This window comes from Geodermatophilus sp. SYSU D00758, from assembly GCF_054049955.1.
In genome coordinates this window covers 181,913-198,560 of record NZ_JBJGYK010000003.1, presented here as the reverse complement: position 1 = coordinate 198,560, position 16,648 = coordinate 181,913, and the positions used below count along the sequence as shown (strand labels likewise).

At 74.8% G+C, this 16,648-nt stretch carries 20 protein-coding genes; all 20 read left to right on the top strand.

All coding sequences use genetic code 11. The features are described from left to right. Nucleotides 1-32: 32 nt before the first annotated feature. The 20 genes from ACI8AC_RS03975 to ACI8AC_RS03880 all read left to right on the top strand — a co-directional run bounded on the left by ACI8AC_RS03975 (nt 33) and on the right by ACI8AC_RS03880 (nt 16,588). A complete protein-coding gene (locus ACI8AC_RS03975) occupies nt 33-869 on the top strand; it encodes a flagellin N-terminal helical domain-containing protein (protein WP_456895413.1) in 837 nt (278 codons plus the stop codon). Between the two features lie 101 nt (nt 870-970). Continuing rightward, complete coding sequence (gene fliD / locus ACI8AC_RS03970; protein WP_456895411.1) at nt 971-2,314, top strand: flagellar filament capping protein FliD; 1,344 nt, start codon at nt 971-973, stop codon at nt 2,312-2,314. Between the two features lie 52 nt (nt 2,315-2,366). Further along, entirely contained in the window at nt 2,367-2,753 is a 387-nt protein-coding gene (gene fliS, locus ACI8AC_RS03965; RefSeq protein WP_456895409.1) for a flagellar export chaperone FliS, read from the top strand. Next, on the top strand, nt 2,750-3,103 hold the full coding sequence (locus ACI8AC_RS03960) for a hypothetical protein (RefSeq protein WP_456895407.1): 354 nt from the start codon (nt 2,750-2,752) through the stop codon (nt 3,101-3,103). The genes fliS and ACI8AC_RS03960 overlap by 4 nt, the downstream gene beginning before the upstream one ends. Before the next feature lie 302 nt (nt 3,104-3,405). Further along, the gene (gene flgB, locus ACI8AC_RS03955; RefSeq protein ID WP_456895405.1) at nt 3,406-3,753 is read left to right on the top strand and encodes a flagellar basal body rod protein FlgB; all 348 of its coding nucleotides are present in this window, start codon (nt 3,406-3,408) and stop codon (nt 3,751-3,753) included. After that, nucleotides 3,750-4,154, top strand: coding sequence for a flagellar basal body rod protein FlgC (locus ACI8AC_RS03950; protein ID WP_456895403.1), 405 nt, complete (start codon nt 3,750-3,752; stop codon nt 4,152-4,154). The genes flgB and ACI8AC_RS03950 overlap by 4 nt, the downstream gene beginning before the upstream one ends. Nucleotides 4,155-4,156: 2 nt before the next feature. Further along, the gene (gene fliE, locus ACI8AC_RS03945; RefSeq protein WP_456895402.1) at nt 4,157-4,480 is read left to right on the top strand and encodes a flagellar hook-basal body complex protein FliE; all 324 of its coding nucleotides are present in this window, start codon (nt 4,157-4,159) and stop codon (nt 4,478-4,480) included. Next, nucleotides 4,480-6,066: a flagellar basal-body MS-ring/collar protein FliF gene (gene fliF, locus ACI8AC_RS03940; protein ID WP_456895400.1), complete on the top strand. Its 1,587-nt coding sequence runs from the start codon at nt 4,480-4,482 to the stop codon at nt 6,064-6,066. Before fliE ends, fliF begins: the two co-directional genes overlap by 1 nt. 28 nt (nt 6,067-6,094) lie before the next feature. Next, nucleotides 6,095-7,183, top strand: coding sequence for a flagellar motor switch protein FliG (fliG, locus tag ACI8AC_RS03935; protein WP_456895398.1), 1,089 nt, complete (start codon nt 6,095-6,097; stop codon nt 7,181-7,183). 64 nt (nt 7,184-7,247) lie between these two features. Beyond that, nucleotides 7,248-8,087, top strand: coding sequence for a FliH/SctL family protein (locus ACI8AC_RS03930; protein WP_456895396.1), 840 nt, complete (start codon nt 7,248-7,250; stop codon nt 8,085-8,087). Continuing rightward, nucleotides 8,084-9,388, top strand: coding sequence for a FliI/YscN family ATPase (locus ACI8AC_RS03925; RefSeq protein WP_456895394.1), 1,305 nt, complete (start codon nt 8,084-8,086; stop codon nt 9,386-9,388). Before ACI8AC_RS03930 ends, ACI8AC_RS03925 begins: the two co-directional genes overlap by 4 nt. After that, a complete protein-coding gene (locus ACI8AC_RS03920; RefSeq protein ID WP_456895393.1) occupies nt 9,385-9,840 on the top strand; it encodes a flagellar export protein FliJ in 456 nt (151 codons plus the stop codon). Before ACI8AC_RS03925 ends, ACI8AC_RS03920 begins: the two co-directional genes overlap by 4 nt. Then, a complete protein-coding gene (locus ACI8AC_RS03915; RefSeq protein ID WP_456895391.1) occupies nt 9,828-10,775 on the top strand; it encodes a transglycosylase SLT domain-containing protein in 948 nt (315 codons plus the stop codon). Before ACI8AC_RS03920 ends, ACI8AC_RS03915 begins: the two co-directional genes overlap by 13 nt. Continuing rightward, a complete protein-coding gene (locus ACI8AC_RS03910; protein WP_456895389.1) occupies nt 10,772-12,208 on the top strand; it encodes a flagellar hook-length control protein FliK in 1,437 nt (478 codons plus the stop codon). Before ACI8AC_RS03915 ends, ACI8AC_RS03910 begins: the two co-directional genes overlap by 4 nt. A 12-nt stretch (nt 12,209-12,220) precedes the next feature. Continuing rightward, nucleotides 12,221-12,634: a flagellar hook assembly protein FlgD gene (locus ACI8AC_RS03905; protein ID WP_456895387.1), complete on the top strand. Its 414-nt coding sequence runs from the start codon at nt 12,221-12,223 to the stop codon at nt 12,632-12,634. A 30-nt stretch (nt 12,635-12,664) separates the two neighbouring features. After that, on the top strand, nt 12,665-13,870 hold the full coding sequence (locus ACI8AC_RS03900) for a flagellar hook protein FlgE (RefSeq protein WP_456895385.1): 1,206 nt from the start codon (nt 12,665-12,667) through the stop codon (nt 13,868-13,870). 261 nt (nt 13,871-14,131) lie between these two features. Continuing rightward, the gene (locus tag ACI8AC_RS03895) at nt 14,132-14,413 is read left to right on the top strand and encodes a flagellar FlbD family protein (RefSeq protein WP_456895383.1); all 282 of its coding nucleotides are present in this window, start codon (nt 14,132-14,134) and stop codon (nt 14,411-14,413) included. 3 nt (nt 14,414-14,416) lie between these two features. Next, the gene (locus ACI8AC_RS03890; RefSeq protein ID WP_456895380.1) at nt 14,417-15,187 is read left to right on the top strand and encodes a flagellar motor protein; all 771 of its coding nucleotides are present in this window, start codon (nt 14,417-14,419) and stop codon (nt 15,185-15,187) included. Beyond that, on the top strand, nt 15,184-16,098 hold the full coding sequence (locus ACI8AC_RS03885) for a flagellar motor protein MotB (RefSeq protein WP_456895378.1): 915 nt from the start codon (nt 15,184-15,186) through the stop codon (nt 16,096-16,098). The genes ACI8AC_RS03890 and ACI8AC_RS03885 overlap by 4 nt, the downstream gene beginning before the upstream one ends. A gap of 10 nt (nt 16,099-16,108) precedes the next feature. After that, entirely contained in the window at nt 16,109-16,588 is a 480-nt protein-coding gene (locus tag ACI8AC_RS03880) for a flagellar basal body-associated FliL family protein (protein ID WP_456895376.1), read from the top strand. The last annotated feature ends 60 nt before the right edge of the window (nt 16,589-16,648 follow it).

Here is a 16,648-nt window from a genome sequence, read left to right as displayed (position 1 = left end):
ACCGGAATGGGCCGATTCCAAGGAGGAACACCATGGCTCTCAGCGTCAACAACAACATCGCCGCCTTCAACGCGTACCGGAACCTGAACGTCACCGACGGTGCGATGGCCAAGTCGCTGGAGAAGCTCTCCAGCGGCCTGCGCATCAACCGGGCCGCCGACGACGCGGCGGGTCTGGCCATCTCCGAGGGCCTCCGCGCGCAGATCGGCGGCCTCAAGGTGGCCGTCCGCAACGCGCAGGACGGCATCTCGGTGGTGCAGACCGCCGAGGGTGCGCTCACCGAGACGCACTCGATCCTGCAGCGCATGCGCGACCTCGCGGTGCAGGCGTCCAACCACGGTGCACTGACCGACACCGACAAGGCCAAGGCCAACGAGGAGTTCCAGGCCCTGGCCAAGGAACTCGACGACATCGCCAGCAAGACCACGTTCAACGGGACCAACCTGCTGAGCGGGTCCTACTCGTCCATGAACTTCCAGGTCGGGGCGAACGCCGGCGAGACGCTGACCGTCTCGATCGGCAACATGGCCGCCAGCGGTGCCAGCTCGCTGTTCGGCGCCAGCGGCGCGGGGGACATCTCCTCGGCGTCGTCCGCCTCCGCGGCCATCTCGTCGGTGAACGCGGCCATCGGCACCGTCTCCACCGAGCGCGCGAAGCTCGGTGCGGTGCAGAACCGGCTCGAGCACAAGATCAACAACCTGAACGCCACCATCGAGAACCTGACCGCGTCGGAGAGCCGCATCCGCGACACCGACATGGCGCTCGAGATGGTGAACTTCACCAGGTCGCAGATCCTGTCTCAGGCCGGCACGGCGATGCTCGCCCAGGCGAACCAGAGCACGTCGGGCGTCCTGCAGCTGCTCCGCTGACGTCCCGGAGCGACCCAGCACCACAGCACCGCCCGTGAGGGGGGAGGCCTCGGCCTCCCCCCTCACCCGCATCCCCCACCCCACCCACGGAGGAACCGATGGTGAGCCTGAGCATCGACGGCCTGGTCTCGGGGCTGGACACGACCGGCCTGATCAGCGCGCTCATGACCGCCGAGGCCCTCCCGCAGACCCGGCTGAAGACCCAGCTGAGCACGGCGCAGTCCGCCGCGAGCGCCTACCGGTCGATCAACACCAAGGTCGACGCGCTGCGCAGCGCCGCCGAGGAGCTCGCCAAGACCACCACCTGGACCGCCGCCAAGGCCACCAGCTCCGCACCCAGCGTCGCCGTCGCCGTCACCGGCACACCGCAGACCGGGCAGCTGAGCTTCACCGTCGAGTCGGTCGCCGCCGCGCACTCCGTCGTGAGCGACACCCGCTGGGCCGCGACGACCGCCACCTTCGGCAGCGGCTCGCTGACCGTCACCACCGGGGCCACCACCACGACCGTCACCGTGGGCGGGACGGGCACCCTCGCCGACGCCGTCAGCGCGATCAACGCGCAGGCACCGGGGCTCTCGGCGACCGCGGTCCGCATGGGCCCGGACTCCTACGCCCTGATGGTCACCGCGAAGGCCACCGGCGAGGCCGCCCGGTTCGAGCTCGCCGGCGCCGGCGCGCTCACCACCGTCACGACCGGTTCGGACGCTCGGCTGCGCCTGGGGACGGCCACGACGGGCACGACGAGCACGACGGTGACGTCGCCGTCCAACACCTTCGCCGACCTGCTCCCCGGCGGGACGCTCACGGTGAGCGAGAGGACCGCGACCCCGGTGACCATCAACGTCACCGCGGACCCGGACGCGGTCGCGGCGAAGGTCAAGGGCTTCGTCGACGCGGCCAACGCGGCACTCGCCGAGATCGAGAAGTACGCGGACAACACCAGCGGCTCCACGGCCGTCCTCAAGGGTGACTTCGCGCTGCGGCAGCTCGCCGGGGAGATCCTCGGGGCCGTGTCCGCCGCGGTCGGGGCCGACGGTTCGCCCGCCCGTGCGGGGGTGGAGCTGACCCGCACGGGGACGGTCTCCTTCGACCAGACCGCCTTCATCGCCGCGCTCTCGGCCGACCCGGCGCGCACCCGGCGGCTGTTCGCCGGCACCCTCGCCGAAGGCACCACCCCCGCCGTGGACGGGATCAGCCAGCGCCTCCAGACGCTCGCCAAGCGCGCCACCGACACGACGACCGGCACGCTCAGCGTTCTGGCCCGGGGCAGGGACGACCTCGCGAAGGACCTCAAGGGCCGGATCGAGGACTGGGACCTCCGGCTCGCCGCCCGCAAGGAGATCCTGGCCCGGCAGTTCACCGCCATGGAGACCGCACTGAGGGCACTGCAGTCCCAGTCCAGCTGGCTGGCCGGCCAGCTCGCCTCGCTGCCCAGCTCAAGCTGACGCCGCACCCGCCGATGCTCTCCCCAACGACTCTTCCCCAGGAGACCGATCGATGAGCACCGCCTCCCTCCGCTCCCGCTACCTCGGCGACTCGGTCGCGACGGCCTCGCCGCAGCGCATCCTGGTCATGCTCTACGACCGGCTCGCCCTGGACCTCGAGCGCGCGGAGAGCGCCCTCGTCGCCGGTGACCGCGCGGAGGCCGGCACCCAGCTGCAGCACGCGCAGGACATCGTCATCGAGCTGCGGAGCAGCCTCAAGGTCGACGCCTGGGACGGCGGCCCCCGCCTGGCCGCGCTGTACGCCTGGCTCCTCACCGAGCTGGTGCAGGCCAACGTCAAGGGTGACCGCAACCGCGTCGGCTCGGCGCGCAAGGTCGTCGAGCCGCTGCGCGACGCCTGGCGGCAGGCCGCGGCGTCGCTGGCCGCCACACCGGCATGAGCACCGGGCCGGACTCCCCTGCCGCCGACTGGGCCACGGTCCTGGAGGCGATGGAGGGCGAGGTCCTGGCCGCGCAGCGCACGATGGCCCGCGACGCGGGCTCCCGCGAGCGCGCCGAGGAGATCGCCGCCTGGGGACGGCGCAGCACCGACTGGGTGCCGCCCTCGGGTCTGGGCCCGGTCCCGCCGGACCTGCGCGAGCGCGCCGCCCGGCTGCTGCAGCACCAGCTCGCCGTCGCCGAGGCGCTCGTCGAGGCGATCACCCAGAGCCAGCGCCAGCGCGACGTCGCCGCCCGCATGTCCTACGGCCCCAGCCGGCCGGTCGCCTCGTTCATCGACCAGGCGATGTAGCACCAGCACCACGCACCCCAGCCCTCCCGAGCCCCCCGGGGCCGCCGTGACCCGGCGCGCCTCGGGGGGCTCGCTGCGTTCCGCGGGTCGCCGCGGCCCCGTTCGTCACAGCCGTCCCGCGGCCCCCACCGTGCACTCGTGTGGGTGGTCGCCGTCAGGCCGGAGGTGTCGCGTGCCGATGGGGTAAGGGCACGGACAGCGCACCTCTCGCCACGGATCGGCGGCCCCTCACTCGCTCGCGAGTGTCTCCTGCGTACCCGGAGGCCGATCGTGTCCTGCCGTCCTGCCCGCGGAACCACCCGATGATCGGGGACGTCACCTCGACCACGCTGCACGCCGCCCTCACCGGCCTGGCCCAGCGGCAGCGCACCACCGCGGACAACATCGCCAACGTCAACACCCCCGGCTTCCTGGCCGGCCGGGTCGACTTCGAGTCCAGCCTGCGCGGCGCCCTCGCCGACGGCCGGACGCCGACGATCTCCGGCGGCACCGTCCGCCGCTCGCTGGAGCCGACCAACACCAACGGCAACAACGTGAGCCTGGACGGCGAGACCGTGCTGGCCACCGAGACCGGGCTGCGCTACCAGCTGGCGCTCAACGCCCTCGACGGCAAGTACAGCGTGCTGCGCACCGCGCTGCAGGCCAGGTGACCGTGTTCGACAACCTCGGCATCGCCGGCTCGGGTCTGCGCGCGCACCGCAAGTGGCTCGACGCCGTGTCGGACAACATCGCCAACATCAACACCGTCAACCCGGCCGGCGAGGAGGCGTTCCGCGAGCGGTTCGTCGTCGCCCAGGCCGTGGACTACGGCTCGGGCGAGGGCGGGGTCCGCGTCGCCCGCACCGAGTTCGGCGACGGCGCGGGTCGCCTGGTGCACCAGCCCGACCACCCGCTCGCCGACGCGGAGGGCTACGTGCGCTACCCGGACATCGACCTCGCCGACCAGATGACCGGCCTGATGATGGCCCAGCGCGGCTACCAGGCCAGCATCGCCTCGATCGAGCGGGCGACCGACGCGTACCAGGCCGCGCTGCGGCTCGGGAAGGGCTGACCATGACCTCGCCCGTCGACGGGATCTCCGGCGCCCTGGCGGCCCTGGCCCCCGCTCCCCCGGTGGTCGGCACGGCAGCGGCCGGGGCGCCCACCGGGACCTCCGGGGCCGGCTTCGCCGCCGCGCTGACCACCGCGCTCGACCAGCTGCAGTCGACCCAGTCCGCCAGCGACGCCCTCGCGGTGCAGGCCGCCACCGGCGACCTGCGTGACGTGCACGACTACATGATCGCGGCCAACGAGGCCAAGCTCGCCACCGAGATGGTCGTGAACATCAAGAACCGGGCCGTCGAGGCGTTCAACGAGATCATGAGGATGCCGGTCTGATGCCACCCGCCCTCGCCGGCCAGCTGGGTCGCGTGCGCTCGGCGCTCACCGCGATCAGCCTCGGCCAGAAGGTCGTCATCGGCCTGCTCGCCATCGGCCTGGTGCTGGGCGGTCTGGTCTTCTACCGGTGGATCACCACCCCGACCTACGCGCCGCTGTTCTCCAACCTGGCCTCGACCGACGCCTCGGCGATCGTCGACGAGCTCAACGCCTCGGGGGTGAGCTACGAGCTCGCCGACGGCGGGTCGACGATCATGGTGCCCAACGACCAGGTGTACGACCTGCGCCTGTCGATGAGCGGCAAGGGGCTGCCGGCCGGCTCCGAGACCGGGTACGCGCTCCTCGACGAGCAGGGCATCACCAGCAGCGAGTTCCAGCAGCAGGTGCAGTACCAGCGCGCCATCGAGGGCGAGCTGGCCATGACGCTCGAGTCGCTGGACGGCGTCCGCTCCGCCGTGGTGCACGTGGCGCTGCCCGAGGACGAGGTCTTCGTCAGCGACCAGGGCGAGCCCACCGCCTCGGTCCTGCTCGACCTGGCCGCGGGCACCACCCTGTCCGGCGAGCAGGTCCAGGCGGTCACGAACCTCGTCTCCTCCAGCGTCCAGGACATGGAGCCCGACCAGGTCACGGTCGCCGACTCCACCGGTCGGGTGCTGTCCGCGCCGGGCCAGGGGGTCACCGCCGCGGCCGGCGACGCCCGGTCGCAGCTCGAGCAGGAGTACGAGGGCCGGCTGGCCGGCAACGCCCAGGCCATCCTCGACCGGGTGCTCGGCCCGGGCCGCGCCCAGGTCTCGGTGCGCGCCGACCTCGACCTCGCGCAGCGGGAGAGCACCTCGACCACGTACGACTTCGAGGAGGGCACGCCGCCCATCTCGGAGAGCACCACCACCGAGGAGTACGCCGGCGACGGTGCCGTGGTGGGCGGCGTGCTCGGCCCGGAGAACGCCGCGGACGCCGCGGGGAACGTCGGGGGCGAGTCCACGTACAACAAGGAGTCGACGACGTCGAACAACGCCGTCGGGCAGACCGTCGAGACCGTCACGGGTGCGCCCGGCACCATCAACCGGCTCACCGTGTCGGTGGTCATGGACGCCGCCGCCGCCGGCAACCTCAACCAGAACCAGGTGCAGGACCTGATCGGCAACGCCGTCGGGCTGGACCCGGCCCGCGGCGACGCCATCACCGTGGCCAGCATGGCCTTCGACACCACGGCCGCCGACCGGGCCGCCGCGGAGCTCGAGGCCGCGCAGGAGGCCGAGAAGCAGGCCCAGCTGTGGTCGATGGTCAAGACCGGCGGGATCGCGCTCGGCATCGCGCTGCTGGTGCTCGTGGTCTGGCTGCGCTCGCGCCGTCGCGGCGAGGACGAGGACGACGAGTACGAGGAACTCGACCTCCCGGACGACGTCATGGCCGAGCTCGACCGGATCCGCATCGAGAGCACCCGGGAGGTGGCGGTCGACAACGCCGCCGCCGAGCTGGAGGCCGCCCAGCGGGCGCGGGTCCGCGGCGAGATCGCCGAGATGGTGAGCGAGAAGCCCGACGAGGTCGCGGCGATGCTGCGCGGCTGGCTGACCGAGGCCAAGTGACGGGCGTGGGAAGGAACGGGGGACGGTCATGACCATCGCCAGCGTCGAGCAGATGGTGGGGCTGCCGGCGGCGGCCGCCCCGGCGCCGACGGCGGTGCTGCCCGCGGTGCGGCGCCCGGACATGCCGGGCATCCGCAAGGCCGCGGTCTTCATCGCGCAGCTCTCCCGGGAGGAGGCCGGCGCGCTGCTGGCCAAGCTCCGCCCTCGCGAGGTGGAGCAGGTCACCCGCGAGCTGATGAAGCTGGGCTCGGTGGAGCCGGAGGACGTCGACGGCGTCCTGGAGGAGTTCCACCACCTGATGACCGCGCAGCGCTTCGTCGGCCGCGGCGGGGTCGAGTTCGCGCGCGAGATCCTGGCGGCCGGCCTCGGGGAGGACAAGGCCGACGGCATCCTGTCCCGGCTCAACGTCGTCCTCACCGAGGTGCCCTTCGCCTCGCTGCGCAACGCCGACGTGCGGCAGCTGGTCACCTTCCTCAAGGACGAGCACCCGCAGGTCATCGCGCTGGTCCTGGCCCACCTGACCCCGGCCCAGTCGGCCGAGGTGCTCTCCGGGTTCAGCCCGGAGCAGCAGGCGCTCGTCGCCCACCGCATCGCCACGATGGACCGCACCACCCCGGAGATGGTCCGGCTGGTCGAGGAGGAGCTCGGCCGGCGCATGGGCTCGCTGCTGGCCCACCAGGACATGAGCACCGTCGGCGGCGTCGAGACGCTGGTGGAGATCATCAACCGGTCGCCGCGGCCCACCGAGCGGTCGATCCTCGAGTGGCTGGACACCTCCGACCCCGAGCTGGCCGAGCAGGTGCGGGCGCAGATGTTCGTCTTCGAGGACATCGTCACCATCGACGACCGCTCGCTGCAGCTCGTGCTGCGGGAGGTGGAGGCCAACGACCTGGCCACGGCGCTCAAGGGGGTCCGGCCCGACGTGCGGGAGAAGGTGGTGCGGAACCTCTCCGAGCGCGCCGCCGAGAACCTCGCCGAGGAGATCGAACTGCTCGGCCCGGTGCGCACCCGGACCGTCGAGGAGGCCCAGGGCAAGGTCGTCGGCGTCATCCGGACGCTCGAGGAGCAGGGTGTGCTGACGATCTCGCGCGGTGGCGACGATGATTTCGTCGCCTGACGCGGGCGGGAGCATCGCAGCGAGCCCGGCGAGCGAGGAGCGGACCGGCCGCGGAAGGCGACCCGTGATCTCGTCGCCTGACGTCGAGCCGAAGCGGGAGTCGGCCCTCCTCCGCGGCGAGTCGGCCCGGCGGGCCACCCCGTGGGTCCGCGCCGTCCCGGCACCGCGGGACGCGCCGGCGGAGGACCCCCCGCGGGCCACGGTGCCGCCGGCCGCGGTGCCGCCGGCCGCGGTGCCGCCGGCGACCGGCGAGCGGCGCGCGGCCGACCGGCGCCAGCACGTGCGCCGGGCGACCGACCAGCCGGTGCCCACCAACCGGCCGTCGCTGCGCCTGGGCGACGTCTACGCCGAGGAGCTGGCCCGGCTGCGCGGGCATGCGCAGCGGGAGGGCTGGGCCGCCGGGCACGCGGAGGGCCTGGCGGCCGCCGCCGAGGTGGTGGCCGAGACCGAACGCGCGGCCGCCGAGCGGCTCGCCGAGGTGCAGGCCCGCTGGGAGCGCCGCCTGGTCTCGGCCACCGCCGCGCTGGGCGCGGCGGTCACCCAGCTGGATCAGGCCGCCCTCCCGGTCGCCGAGGACGTCCGCGACTCGGTGATCGAGGTCGTGCTGACCCTCCTGGAGGACCTGCTCGGCCGGGAGCTGGCGCTCGCCGGCTCCCCCGGGCTCGACGCGGTGCGGCGGGCGCTGACGCTCCTCCCCGCCGACGCCCCGGCGGTCGTCCGGCTGCACCCCGACGACCTGGCCGAGGTCCCCGCCGAGGCGCTGGCGCAGCTGCCCAGCACGGTCGTCGTCCTCGGCGACCCGGCGGTCGAGCGGGCCGGTGCGGTGGCCGAGTCCGGGCCCTCGCGGGTCGACGCGCAGCTGTCCGCGGCGCTGCAGCGGGTGCGGGCGGTGCTGGCCCCGTGACGGTCGGGCTGCTCGACCGGGCCCGCGCCGCCGCCCGGCCGGAGCTCACCGGCGCCGTCGTCGGCGCCATGGGCCTGACGCTCACCGTCGAGGGCATCCCCGCGGCCGTGGGCGACCTCGTCGAGGTCGACCCCGGCCCGCAGGGGCTGCTCGCCGAGGTCGTCGCCGTCTCCCGCGAGCGGCTCACCTGCATGCCCCTCGGCGAGCTCTCCGGCGTGCACTCCGGGGCGCGGGTCCGGGCGACCGGCCGGCCGCTGCAGGTCCCGGTCGGCGACGCGCTGCTCGGCCGGGTGCTCGACGGCCTCGGCCGCCCCGTGGACGGCGGCGCCCCGCTCGGCCCGGGGGTGGAGTTCGTCGACCTGGCCAGCGAGACCCCGCACGTGCTCTCCCGCAGCCGGGTGCAGGAGCCGCTGACCACCGGCGTCCGCGCCCTGGACACCCTGGTCCCCTGCGGCAAGGGGCAGCGGCTGGGCATCTTCGCCGGCTCCGGGGTGGGCAAGTCGACGCTGCTGGCCCAGATCACCCGCGGCACGGACGCCGACGTGCGCGTCATCGGGCTGATCGGCGAGCGGGGCCGCGAGGTCCGCGAGTTCCTCGAGGAGAACCTCGGCCCCGACGGCATGGCGCGCACCGTCGTCGTCGTGGCCACCTCCGACGAGCCGCCGCTGGTGCGGTTGCAGGCCGCCTTCGTGGCCACCCGCATCGCCGAGGGCTTCCGGGACCAGGGCCGGGACGTGCTGCTGATGATGGACTCGATCACCCGCACCGCCATGGCCCAGCGCGAGGTGGGGCTGTCGGCCGGGGAGCCCCCGGCGACCCGCGGCTACCCGCCGAGCGTCTTCGCGATGCTCCCCCGGCTGCTGGAGAAGGCCGGCACCGCCGCCACCGGGTCGATCACCGGCCTCTACACCGTGCTGGTGGACGGCGACGACCACAACGAGCCGATCGCCGACACCGCGCGCTCGATCCTCGACGGCCACGTCGTCCTCACCCGCCGGCTGGCCACCGCGGGGCACTTCCCGGCGATCGACGTCCTGGAGTCGATCTCCCGGGTGGCCTCGGCCGTGGTGCCGCCGGCGCAGATGGCCGACGCCCGCGAGCTGCGCCGGCTGATGGGCGCGCTGCGGGACGTGCGGGAGCTGGTCGAGATCGGCGCCTACCAGCCCGGCAGCGACCCGCTCGTCGACCGCGCCCGCCAGCTCGCCCCGGCCGTCGAGGCCTTCCTGCAGCAGCCGACCGGGGACCTCACCGCGCCCGACGAGGCGTGGTCGTGGCTCGGCCGGGTCGTCCGGTCGGCGTGAGCCGCCGCCCCGCCTTCCGCCTCCAGCCGGTGCTGGAGCTGCGCCGCCGCGAGGAGCGGACGGCGGCCCTCGCCGCGGCCGAGGCCGCCCGCGCCGCCGCCGAGGCCGACCGGCGGGCCGCGGCGGCCGAGGCCGCCGCCGCCGGGGCGCTGCCCTCCGGCCCCCTGCCGGCCGGTGCGTTCCAGGCCGCCCTCCTGCGCGCCCGGCTCGCCGCGGAGGACGCCGCGGCCGCCCGCGCCCTGGCGACCGCCTCGGCCGAGCAGGCCGCGCTGGTGGCCGCGGCCTGGACGGCGGCCGCCCAGCGCACCAAGGGGCTCGAGCGGTTGCGGGAACGGCACGTGCAGGCGGTGCGGGTGGCCGAGCAGGCTGCCGAGGAGAGAGCCGTGGACGACCTCGTCACCGGCCGCGCCGGCCGCCGCACGACCGCCGGGGAGGTGCCGTGGACGGGGTGACCGCGGTGCAGACCCGCATCAGCGAGATCCAGAGCCGGTTCACCGCGCTGCACCCCACCACCTCGGCGGCCTGGGCGTCGGCCGCGGCCACCGCCGGGCTCGGCGCCGCCACCCCGGTTGCGGCGGCCCCCGCGGCCGCCGGCGCGGCCTCGGAGGCCGCCGTGGTGACCGAGGCGCGCCGGTACCTGGGCGTCCCCTACCGGTGGGGCGGCACCGACCCGGCCACCGGCCTGGACTGCTCCGGGTTCACCCAGCTGGTCTACGGCAACCTGGGGATCTCGCTGCCCCGCACCTCCTCCCAGCAGGCGACCGCCGGTACCGCGGTCGCCTCGCTGGACCGGGCCCGCCCCGGTGACCTCGTCTTCTTCGACAACTCGCCGTCCCGGCCAGGGGTCGACCACGTCGGCATCTACCTCGGCGACGGCACGATGATCGCCGCGCCGCAGGCGGGTGAGACGGTCAAGGTCCAGTCGGTCGGCAACCCCGCGGTGATCCGCCGGGTGCTGCCGGCGGAGGCACCACCCGCCGCGGCGACGGCGGGGTCCGGCGCGCTGGCCGGCGTCCCCTACGCCGACCTGTTCACCCGCGCCGGCGCCCGGCACGGCGTCGACCCGGCCCTGCTGGCCGCGGTCGCCGCCCAGGAGTCCGGGTTCGACCCGACCGCGGTCTCCCCCGCCGGGGCCCGCGGCCTCATGCAGTTCATGCCCGCCACCGCCCGGTCGATGGGCGTGGACCCCGCCGACCCGGCGTCCTCGGTGGACGGCGCGGCCCGCTACCTCGCCCAGCTCACCGACCGGTTCGGCTCCACCGAGCTCGCCCTGGCCGCCTACAACGCCGGCCCGGGCACGGTCAGCCGGCACGGAGGCATCCCCCCGTACCCCGAGACCCAGGCCTACGTCCGCGCCGTGACCAGCAAGGCGGCCAGCTACCGATGAGCGCCCCCCTGACCGTCCTGCCCGCCCCCCGGGCGGGGGGCTCCGCCCCTGCACCCCGCTCCTCCGGCGCGGCCGGGCGCGACGGCTTCGCCGCAGCTCTCGACGACGCCGTCGCCGGCCGGGGACGGCGGCCGGAGCACGGCGAGCGACCGGACCGGCCCGAGCGGGCCCAGCGCCCCGAGCGACCGGAGCGGCCCGAGCCGACCCAGCGCTCGGAGCGGCCGGACCGGCCCGAGCGACCCGAGCGACCCGAGGGGGCCGGGCGCGCACCGCGGCGGGAGCCCGCCGAGCGCCCGCCCGCGGAGGACGCGACGACCGGGGACGCGGCGACCGGCACGGCGACCGGAGAAGCCGCGACCCGGGACGCCACGTCCCACGACGCCACATCCCACGACGCCACGACCGGCGGCGCCACGACCGGCAGCACCACGACCGCCCCCGGCGCGGCGATCCCCGCCGGGGCCGGCGCCCCCGCGGGGACCGCGCCCGCCGGCCCCCCGCAGGGCGTGCCCCCGGTGCTGTGGGCGCTGGCCACCGGTGCCGTCCCCGGTCCCGCGGCCGGGGACCGGCTCGCCGGCGAGCCCGTCGGTCCCCCCGCCCTCGCCGGGTCCGCGGTGGGCGCCGCCGTGCCGGCCCCGCCCGCCTCCGGCCCGGACGGCGGCACGCCGGGCGGCCCGCCCACGACCGGTGCGGCACCGCTGCCCGGGACCGCGCCCGGGGGGCCCGCCGCCCCGCTGCCGGCCGGTGCGGCGCCGGCCGGCACCCCGTCCGCCGCGGGAACCGCGGGCGCCGGGCCGGTCCCCGCCACCGGCGGCGTCGCCCTGCCCCCCGGGGTGGAGCTCGCGGTCGTCGACGGCACCGCCCCGCACGCCGGAGCCGCCGGCACCGCCGACGCGCCCGACGCGGCGGTCCCGGCGCCGGTCGCCGGGGCCGTGGCCGCCCCGTCCGCGCCCGCGACCACCCCGGTGGGCGGCCCGGCGAGCCCCGGCACGCCCGCGCCGGTGTCCGGCCAGGTGGCCTCGCACGTCGCCGTCCTGCGGCACGGGCCCGACGGCACGCACACGATGACCGTCGTGCTCACGCCCGAGCACCTGGGCCCCGTCGAGGTCCGCGTGACCCTCGCCGACGGCGTGGTGGACCTGGCGATGCGCAGCGCGACCGAGGCCGGGCGCCAGGCCCTCCAGGACGCCCTGCCCGAGCTCCGGCGCGACCTGCAGAACGCCGGGCTGACCTGTTCGGGCGCCAGCGTCGACCGCGATGCCGGCGGCTGGACCGCCGCCGGGCAGCAGGCGCCCGGCCAGCAGGACGGCCGGCAGGGCGGCCGGCAGCGCGCCGACGCGGGCGAGTCGCCCTGGTCCCCCGGCCCTCGCCCCCAGCCCGTGCCCCGCGGGGCCGCCGGCCCCGCCGCCACCCGCCTCGACGTCCTGGCCTGAGAGGAGCCCGCGATGACCAGCCCCGTGAGCAGCGCCGGCCACGCCTACACCCCGGCGAGCACCGAGGTGGACCGGCCCGACCAGATGGGCAAGGACACCTTCCTCAAGCTCCTGGTCGCCCAGCTGCGCTACCAGGACCCGACCAAGCCGGCCGACAGCAGCCAGATGATGAGCCAGACCGCCGTCTTCACCCAGGTGGAGAAGCTCGAGCAGCTGGCGACGCAGAACGCCGCCCTGCTGGCGCTCCAGCGCACCACCAGCGCCGGCGCGATGGTCGGCCGCACGGTCACCTGGACCGACACCACCGGCGCCGCCGTGACCGGCACGGTCACCTCCGTCCGCCTCGGCAGCACCGCCGCCGAGGCCACGGCCGTCGTCGACGGGAAGGCCGTCGAGCTCAGCCGGATAACCGAGATCACCTCCTGAACCCCTGACCAGTTAGCGAGGAGTCCTCCCATGCTCCGTTCCATGTTCTCGGCCATCTCCGGCCTGCGCGCCCACCAGACGAAGATGGACGTCACCGGCAACAACATCGCCAACGTCAACACGGTCGGCTACAAGTCGCAGTCGACGGTCTTCGAGGACACGCTCTCGCAGATGATGCGGGCCGGCGGCGCCCCGACCGAGGCCCGCGGCGGCACGAACCCGGCCCAGGTGGGCCTCGGCGTCAAGCTCGGCGGCATCTCCACCAACTGGACGCAGGGCGCCACCCAGACGACCGGGCGCTCCACCGACTTCATGGTCGAGGGCGACGGCTTCTTCGTCGTCCAGGCCGGCACCCAGCAGCTGTTCACCCGCGCCGGCTCGTTCAGCTTCGACTCGGCCGGCAACCTGGTGACCGCCAGCGGCGCCGTCCTGCAGGGCTGGTCCGCCGACGCGGACGGCGTGGTCAACCCCAACGGCCCGATCGGCGACCTCGCCATCCCCTACGGCCAGGGCACCGCCCCGCGGCGCACCGGCAACGGCTCGGTGGAGGGCAACCTGTCGGCGTCGGCGCCCGTCGGGACCGCCGTCGAGACCGCGATCACGATGTTCGACGACCTCGGCCGCGAGGTCCCGGTGACCTACGCCTACCGCAAGACCGCGGACAACACCTGGGGCCTGACGGTGACCGCCCGGGGGACCACCGTGCACACGTCGTCGGTGACCTTCGACGGGGTCTCCGGTGCGCTGTCCTCCGCCAGCCCCGTCACGCTCACGGGCATCCCCGGGCTGACCGGCTCGGTCAGCGTCGACCTCTCCACCATCACGCAGTACGGCAGCCCGACCGACGTCAGCGCCGACGACCAGGACGGCTACGGCGCCGGGACGCTGGAGTCCTTCAGCCTCGGCAGCGACGGCACCGTCACCGGCATGTTCTCCAACGGGGAGCGCAAGGTCCTCGGGCAGCTGGCCCTGGCCGCCTTCGACAACCCCAGCGGCCTCGAGAAGGCCGGCAGCAGCATGTTCCGCGCCGCGAACAACTCCGGCCTGCCCGACATCGGCCAGGCCGGCGCCGGCGGCCGCGGCGCGCTCACCGCCGGCGCCCTGGAGATGAGCAACGTCGACCTGGCCGAGGAGTTCACCGGCCTGATCGTGGCCCAGCGCGGTTTCCAGGCCAACAGCCGGGTGATCACCAGCTCCGACGAGATCCTCCAGGACCTGGTCAACCTCAAGCGCTAAAGGACTCCCTGCCCCACGGCTCGCAGGCTCGCCGCGGGGCCCTGCACGGGGGCCGACCCGGTACCTCATCTCGCGGCCCGGCCACCCGGTGGTGGCCGGGCCGCTGCCGTCCGGACCCGCGTCCGTGCAGCTCACCCCGTGGGGTGGAGGACGCCGTTCGGCTCAAGCGGCACCGCCCCGGGGCCGATGAGAACTGCAGCAGAGGCGACGCGCCCACCGGGCGCCGCCGGACCCCTCCCCCCGCAAGCCAGAGGACCCCTCGTGATCCGTGTGACGCGCCTGAACGGAGAGCGGTTCGCGCTCAACCCCGACCTCGTCGAGCGGGTGGAGGGTCACCCCGACACCGTGGTCTTCCTCGTCGACGGCACCAGGTACGTCGTCCGCGAGACCGTCGAGGAGGTCCTCCTCGAGATCCGCGAGTACCGGGCCTCCATCCTCGCCACCGCCTACGAGATGGACCGCGGGACCTACCGCTCCCCGGTGGCGCCGGCGGACGCCGACGGGGCCTCCGTCGTCCCCTTCCCGGCCCGCGAGGAGCGCTGACCCGTGGACCCGGCCACCCTCATCGGCTTCGTCATCTCGATGGTCGCCCTCCTGGCCTTCATGGTCCTCGAGGGCTCCGACCCGACGTCGCTGATCTTCATCCCCGCGATCATCCTGGTCCTCGTGGCCACCTTCGGTGCGGCCATGTCCAGCCAGACGATGGACGACCTCAAGAAGATGCCCGCCTGGTTCAAGATGGCGCTGATGCCGGCCAAGGTGCCGCCGGCCAGCGACCAGATCCAGACCCTCGTGCAGCTCGCCGAGAAGGCCCGCAAGGAGGGCCTGCTCGCCCTCGAGGCCCAGGTGAAGACCATCGAGGACCCGTTCCTCAAGCGCGGGCTGCAGATGGGCATCGACGGCACCGACCCCGAGGAGCTGCGCGCCGTCCTGGAGAGCGAGATCTCGGCCAAGAAGTCCGAGGACAAGGTCGCCGCCAAGTTCATGAACGCGATGGGCGGCTACGCCCCGACCATCGGCATCGTCGGCTGCATCGTCGGCCTCATGAACGTCATGGCCAACCTCAGCAACCCGGAGTCGCTGGGGCCCATGATCGCCGCCGCGTTCGTCGCCACCCTGTGGGGCGTCATGGCCGCCAACTTCTGGTTCCTGCCGATGGGCGCCAAGATCCTTCGGGTCAGCGAGCTGCAGGCCGCGCAGATGGAGCTGCTCGTCGAGGGCATCACCGAGATCCAGGCCGGGACGAGCCCGCGGGCCGTCCGCCTCAAGCTCACCTCCCTCATCCCGCCCAGTGAGGTCGCCAGGGAGGCCGCGTGAGCTCCGGCGGCCACGGCGGCCGCCGCCGCGGCAGGAGGCACGAGGAGGAGGAGCACGAGAACCACGAGCGGTGGCTGGTGTCCTACGCCGACATGGTGACGCTGCTGCTGGTGACCTTCGTGGTGCTCTACGCCATGAGCCAGGTGGACAAGGAGAAGTTCGCCGCCCTGGCCAGCGGCCTGTCCGAGACCTTCGGCGCCCCGGTCAGCGCGCTGGTGAGCAGCAGCAGCCAGGAGGAGCCCGCCGTCCTCGACGGGCTGCCCGCCCCGGCCGACATCGCCCTCGGCATCGCCCCGGACTCCCGGCCCACCCAGGAGCAGGTCGACGCGGCCGCGGCCGAGGCGGCGCTCGCCGAGGCCCGCCAGGTCGCCGCCGAGGCGCGCGACGAGTACGCCGCGCTGGTCGCCGCGCGGGACCGCATCGAGGCCGCGCTCGCCGCGGCCGGCTACGCCGGCACCGCCCGGTACGAGATCGACGAGCGCGGCCTGGTGGTGCACATCGTCTCCGACCCGGTGCTCTTCGACGCCGAGCGCGCCGACCTCAAGGCCGACGGGCGGGCGATCCTCAGCGCGCTGGCCCCCACCCTGGCCACGCTGCCCAACCAGCTCGCGGTGGAGGGCCACGCCAACCACCTGGCCGTCACGCCGGGCGGGCCCTACCCGTCGAACTGGGAGCTCTCCGGCGCCCGGGCCTCGACCGTCGTGCGGTACCTGGCCGGCGACGGCCTGGCCGAGGACCGCATGTCGGCCGTCGGCTACTCGTCGACCCGCCCGCTGGTGCCCGAGACCGACCCGGGCGCGATCACCGTCAACCGGCGCGTCGACGTCGTCGTGCTCTCCACCGCCTCCGCCGAGGCCAACGACCTGCTGCCGGGCCTCGCCGCCGGGCAGCCCGCCGCCGAGCACCCCTGAGGAGGGACCCATGGCCGGGAAGACCAAGGACACGAAGGCCGCCGCACCCGAGGGGGGCGAGGAGGCCAAGGGCGGCCGGAAGAAGCTGCTCGTCATCGCGCTGGTCGCCGTCCTGGCGCTGGGCGGTGCCGGGTACTTCTTCCTCTTCGCCGGCAGCGGTGAGGCCGCGGCCGAGGAGCCGGTGGCCGGTGCGGTGCTCCCCCTCGACTCGGTCGCGGTGAACCTGGCCGGCGGGGGCTACCTCAAGGTCGGCATCGCGCTGCAGCTCACCGAGGCCGCGGCCGGCGGGGGCCACGGCGGCAGCAGCGTGGACGGGTCCGAGGCGCTGGACCTGGTGATCGCCACCTTCTCCCAGGCCCAGCCGGCCGACGTCACCGGCTCCCGCGAGGCGCTCAAGGAGGCCCTCGAGCACCGCATCGTGGAGGCCTACACCGAGGACGGCCACGAGATGGTCATGGGCATCTACCTCACGGAGTACGTGACGCAGTGACGCCGGCCGCGCCGGCCGGGTCCTCGACCCGCCGAGCGCGCGGGTCCGGGGGTGATGTGC

Coding starts and splice junctions, on each gene's coding strand:
- ACI8AC_RS03975 (WP_456895413.1), top strand. CDS start 33: ATGGCTCTCAGCGTCAACAACAACATCGCCGCCTTCAACGCGTACCGG.
- fliS (WP_456895409.1), top strand. CDS start 2,367: ATGAGCACCGCCTCCCTCCGCTCCCGCTACCTCGGCGACTCGGTCGCG.
- ACI8AC_RS03960 (WP_456895407.1), top strand. CDS start 2,750: ATGAGCACCGGGCCGGACTCCCCTGCCGCCGACTGGGCCACGGTCCTG.
- flgB (WP_456895405.1), top strand. CDS start 3,406: ATGATCGGGGACGTCACCTCGACCACGCTGCACGCCGCCCTCACCGGC.
- fliE (WP_456895402.1), top strand. CDS start 4,157: ATGACCTCGCCCGTCGACGGGATCTCCGGCGCCCTGGCGGCCCTGGCC.
- fliF (WP_456895400.1), top strand. CDS start 4,480: ATGCCACCCGCCCTCGCCGGCCAGCTGGGTCGCGTGCGCTCGGCGCTC.
- fliG (WP_456895398.1), top strand. CDS start 6,095: ATGACCATCGCCAGCGTCGAGCAGATGGTGGGGCTGCCGGCGGCGGCC.
- ACI8AC_RS03910 (WP_456895389.1), top strand. CDS start 10,772: ATGAGCGCCCCCCTGACCGTCCTGCCCGCCCCCCGGGCGGGGGGCTCC.
- ACI8AC_RS03905 (WP_456895387.1), top strand. CDS start 12,221: ATGACCAGCCCCGTGAGCAGCGCCGGCCACGCCTACACCCCGGCGAGC.
- ACI8AC_RS03900 (WP_456895385.1), top strand. CDS start 12,665: ATGCTCCGTTCCATGTTCTCGGCCATCTCCGGCCTGCGCGCCCACCAG.
- ACI8AC_RS03880 (WP_456895376.1), top strand. CDS start 16,109: ATGGCCGGGAAGACCAAGGACACGAAGGCCGCCGCACCCGAGGGGGGC.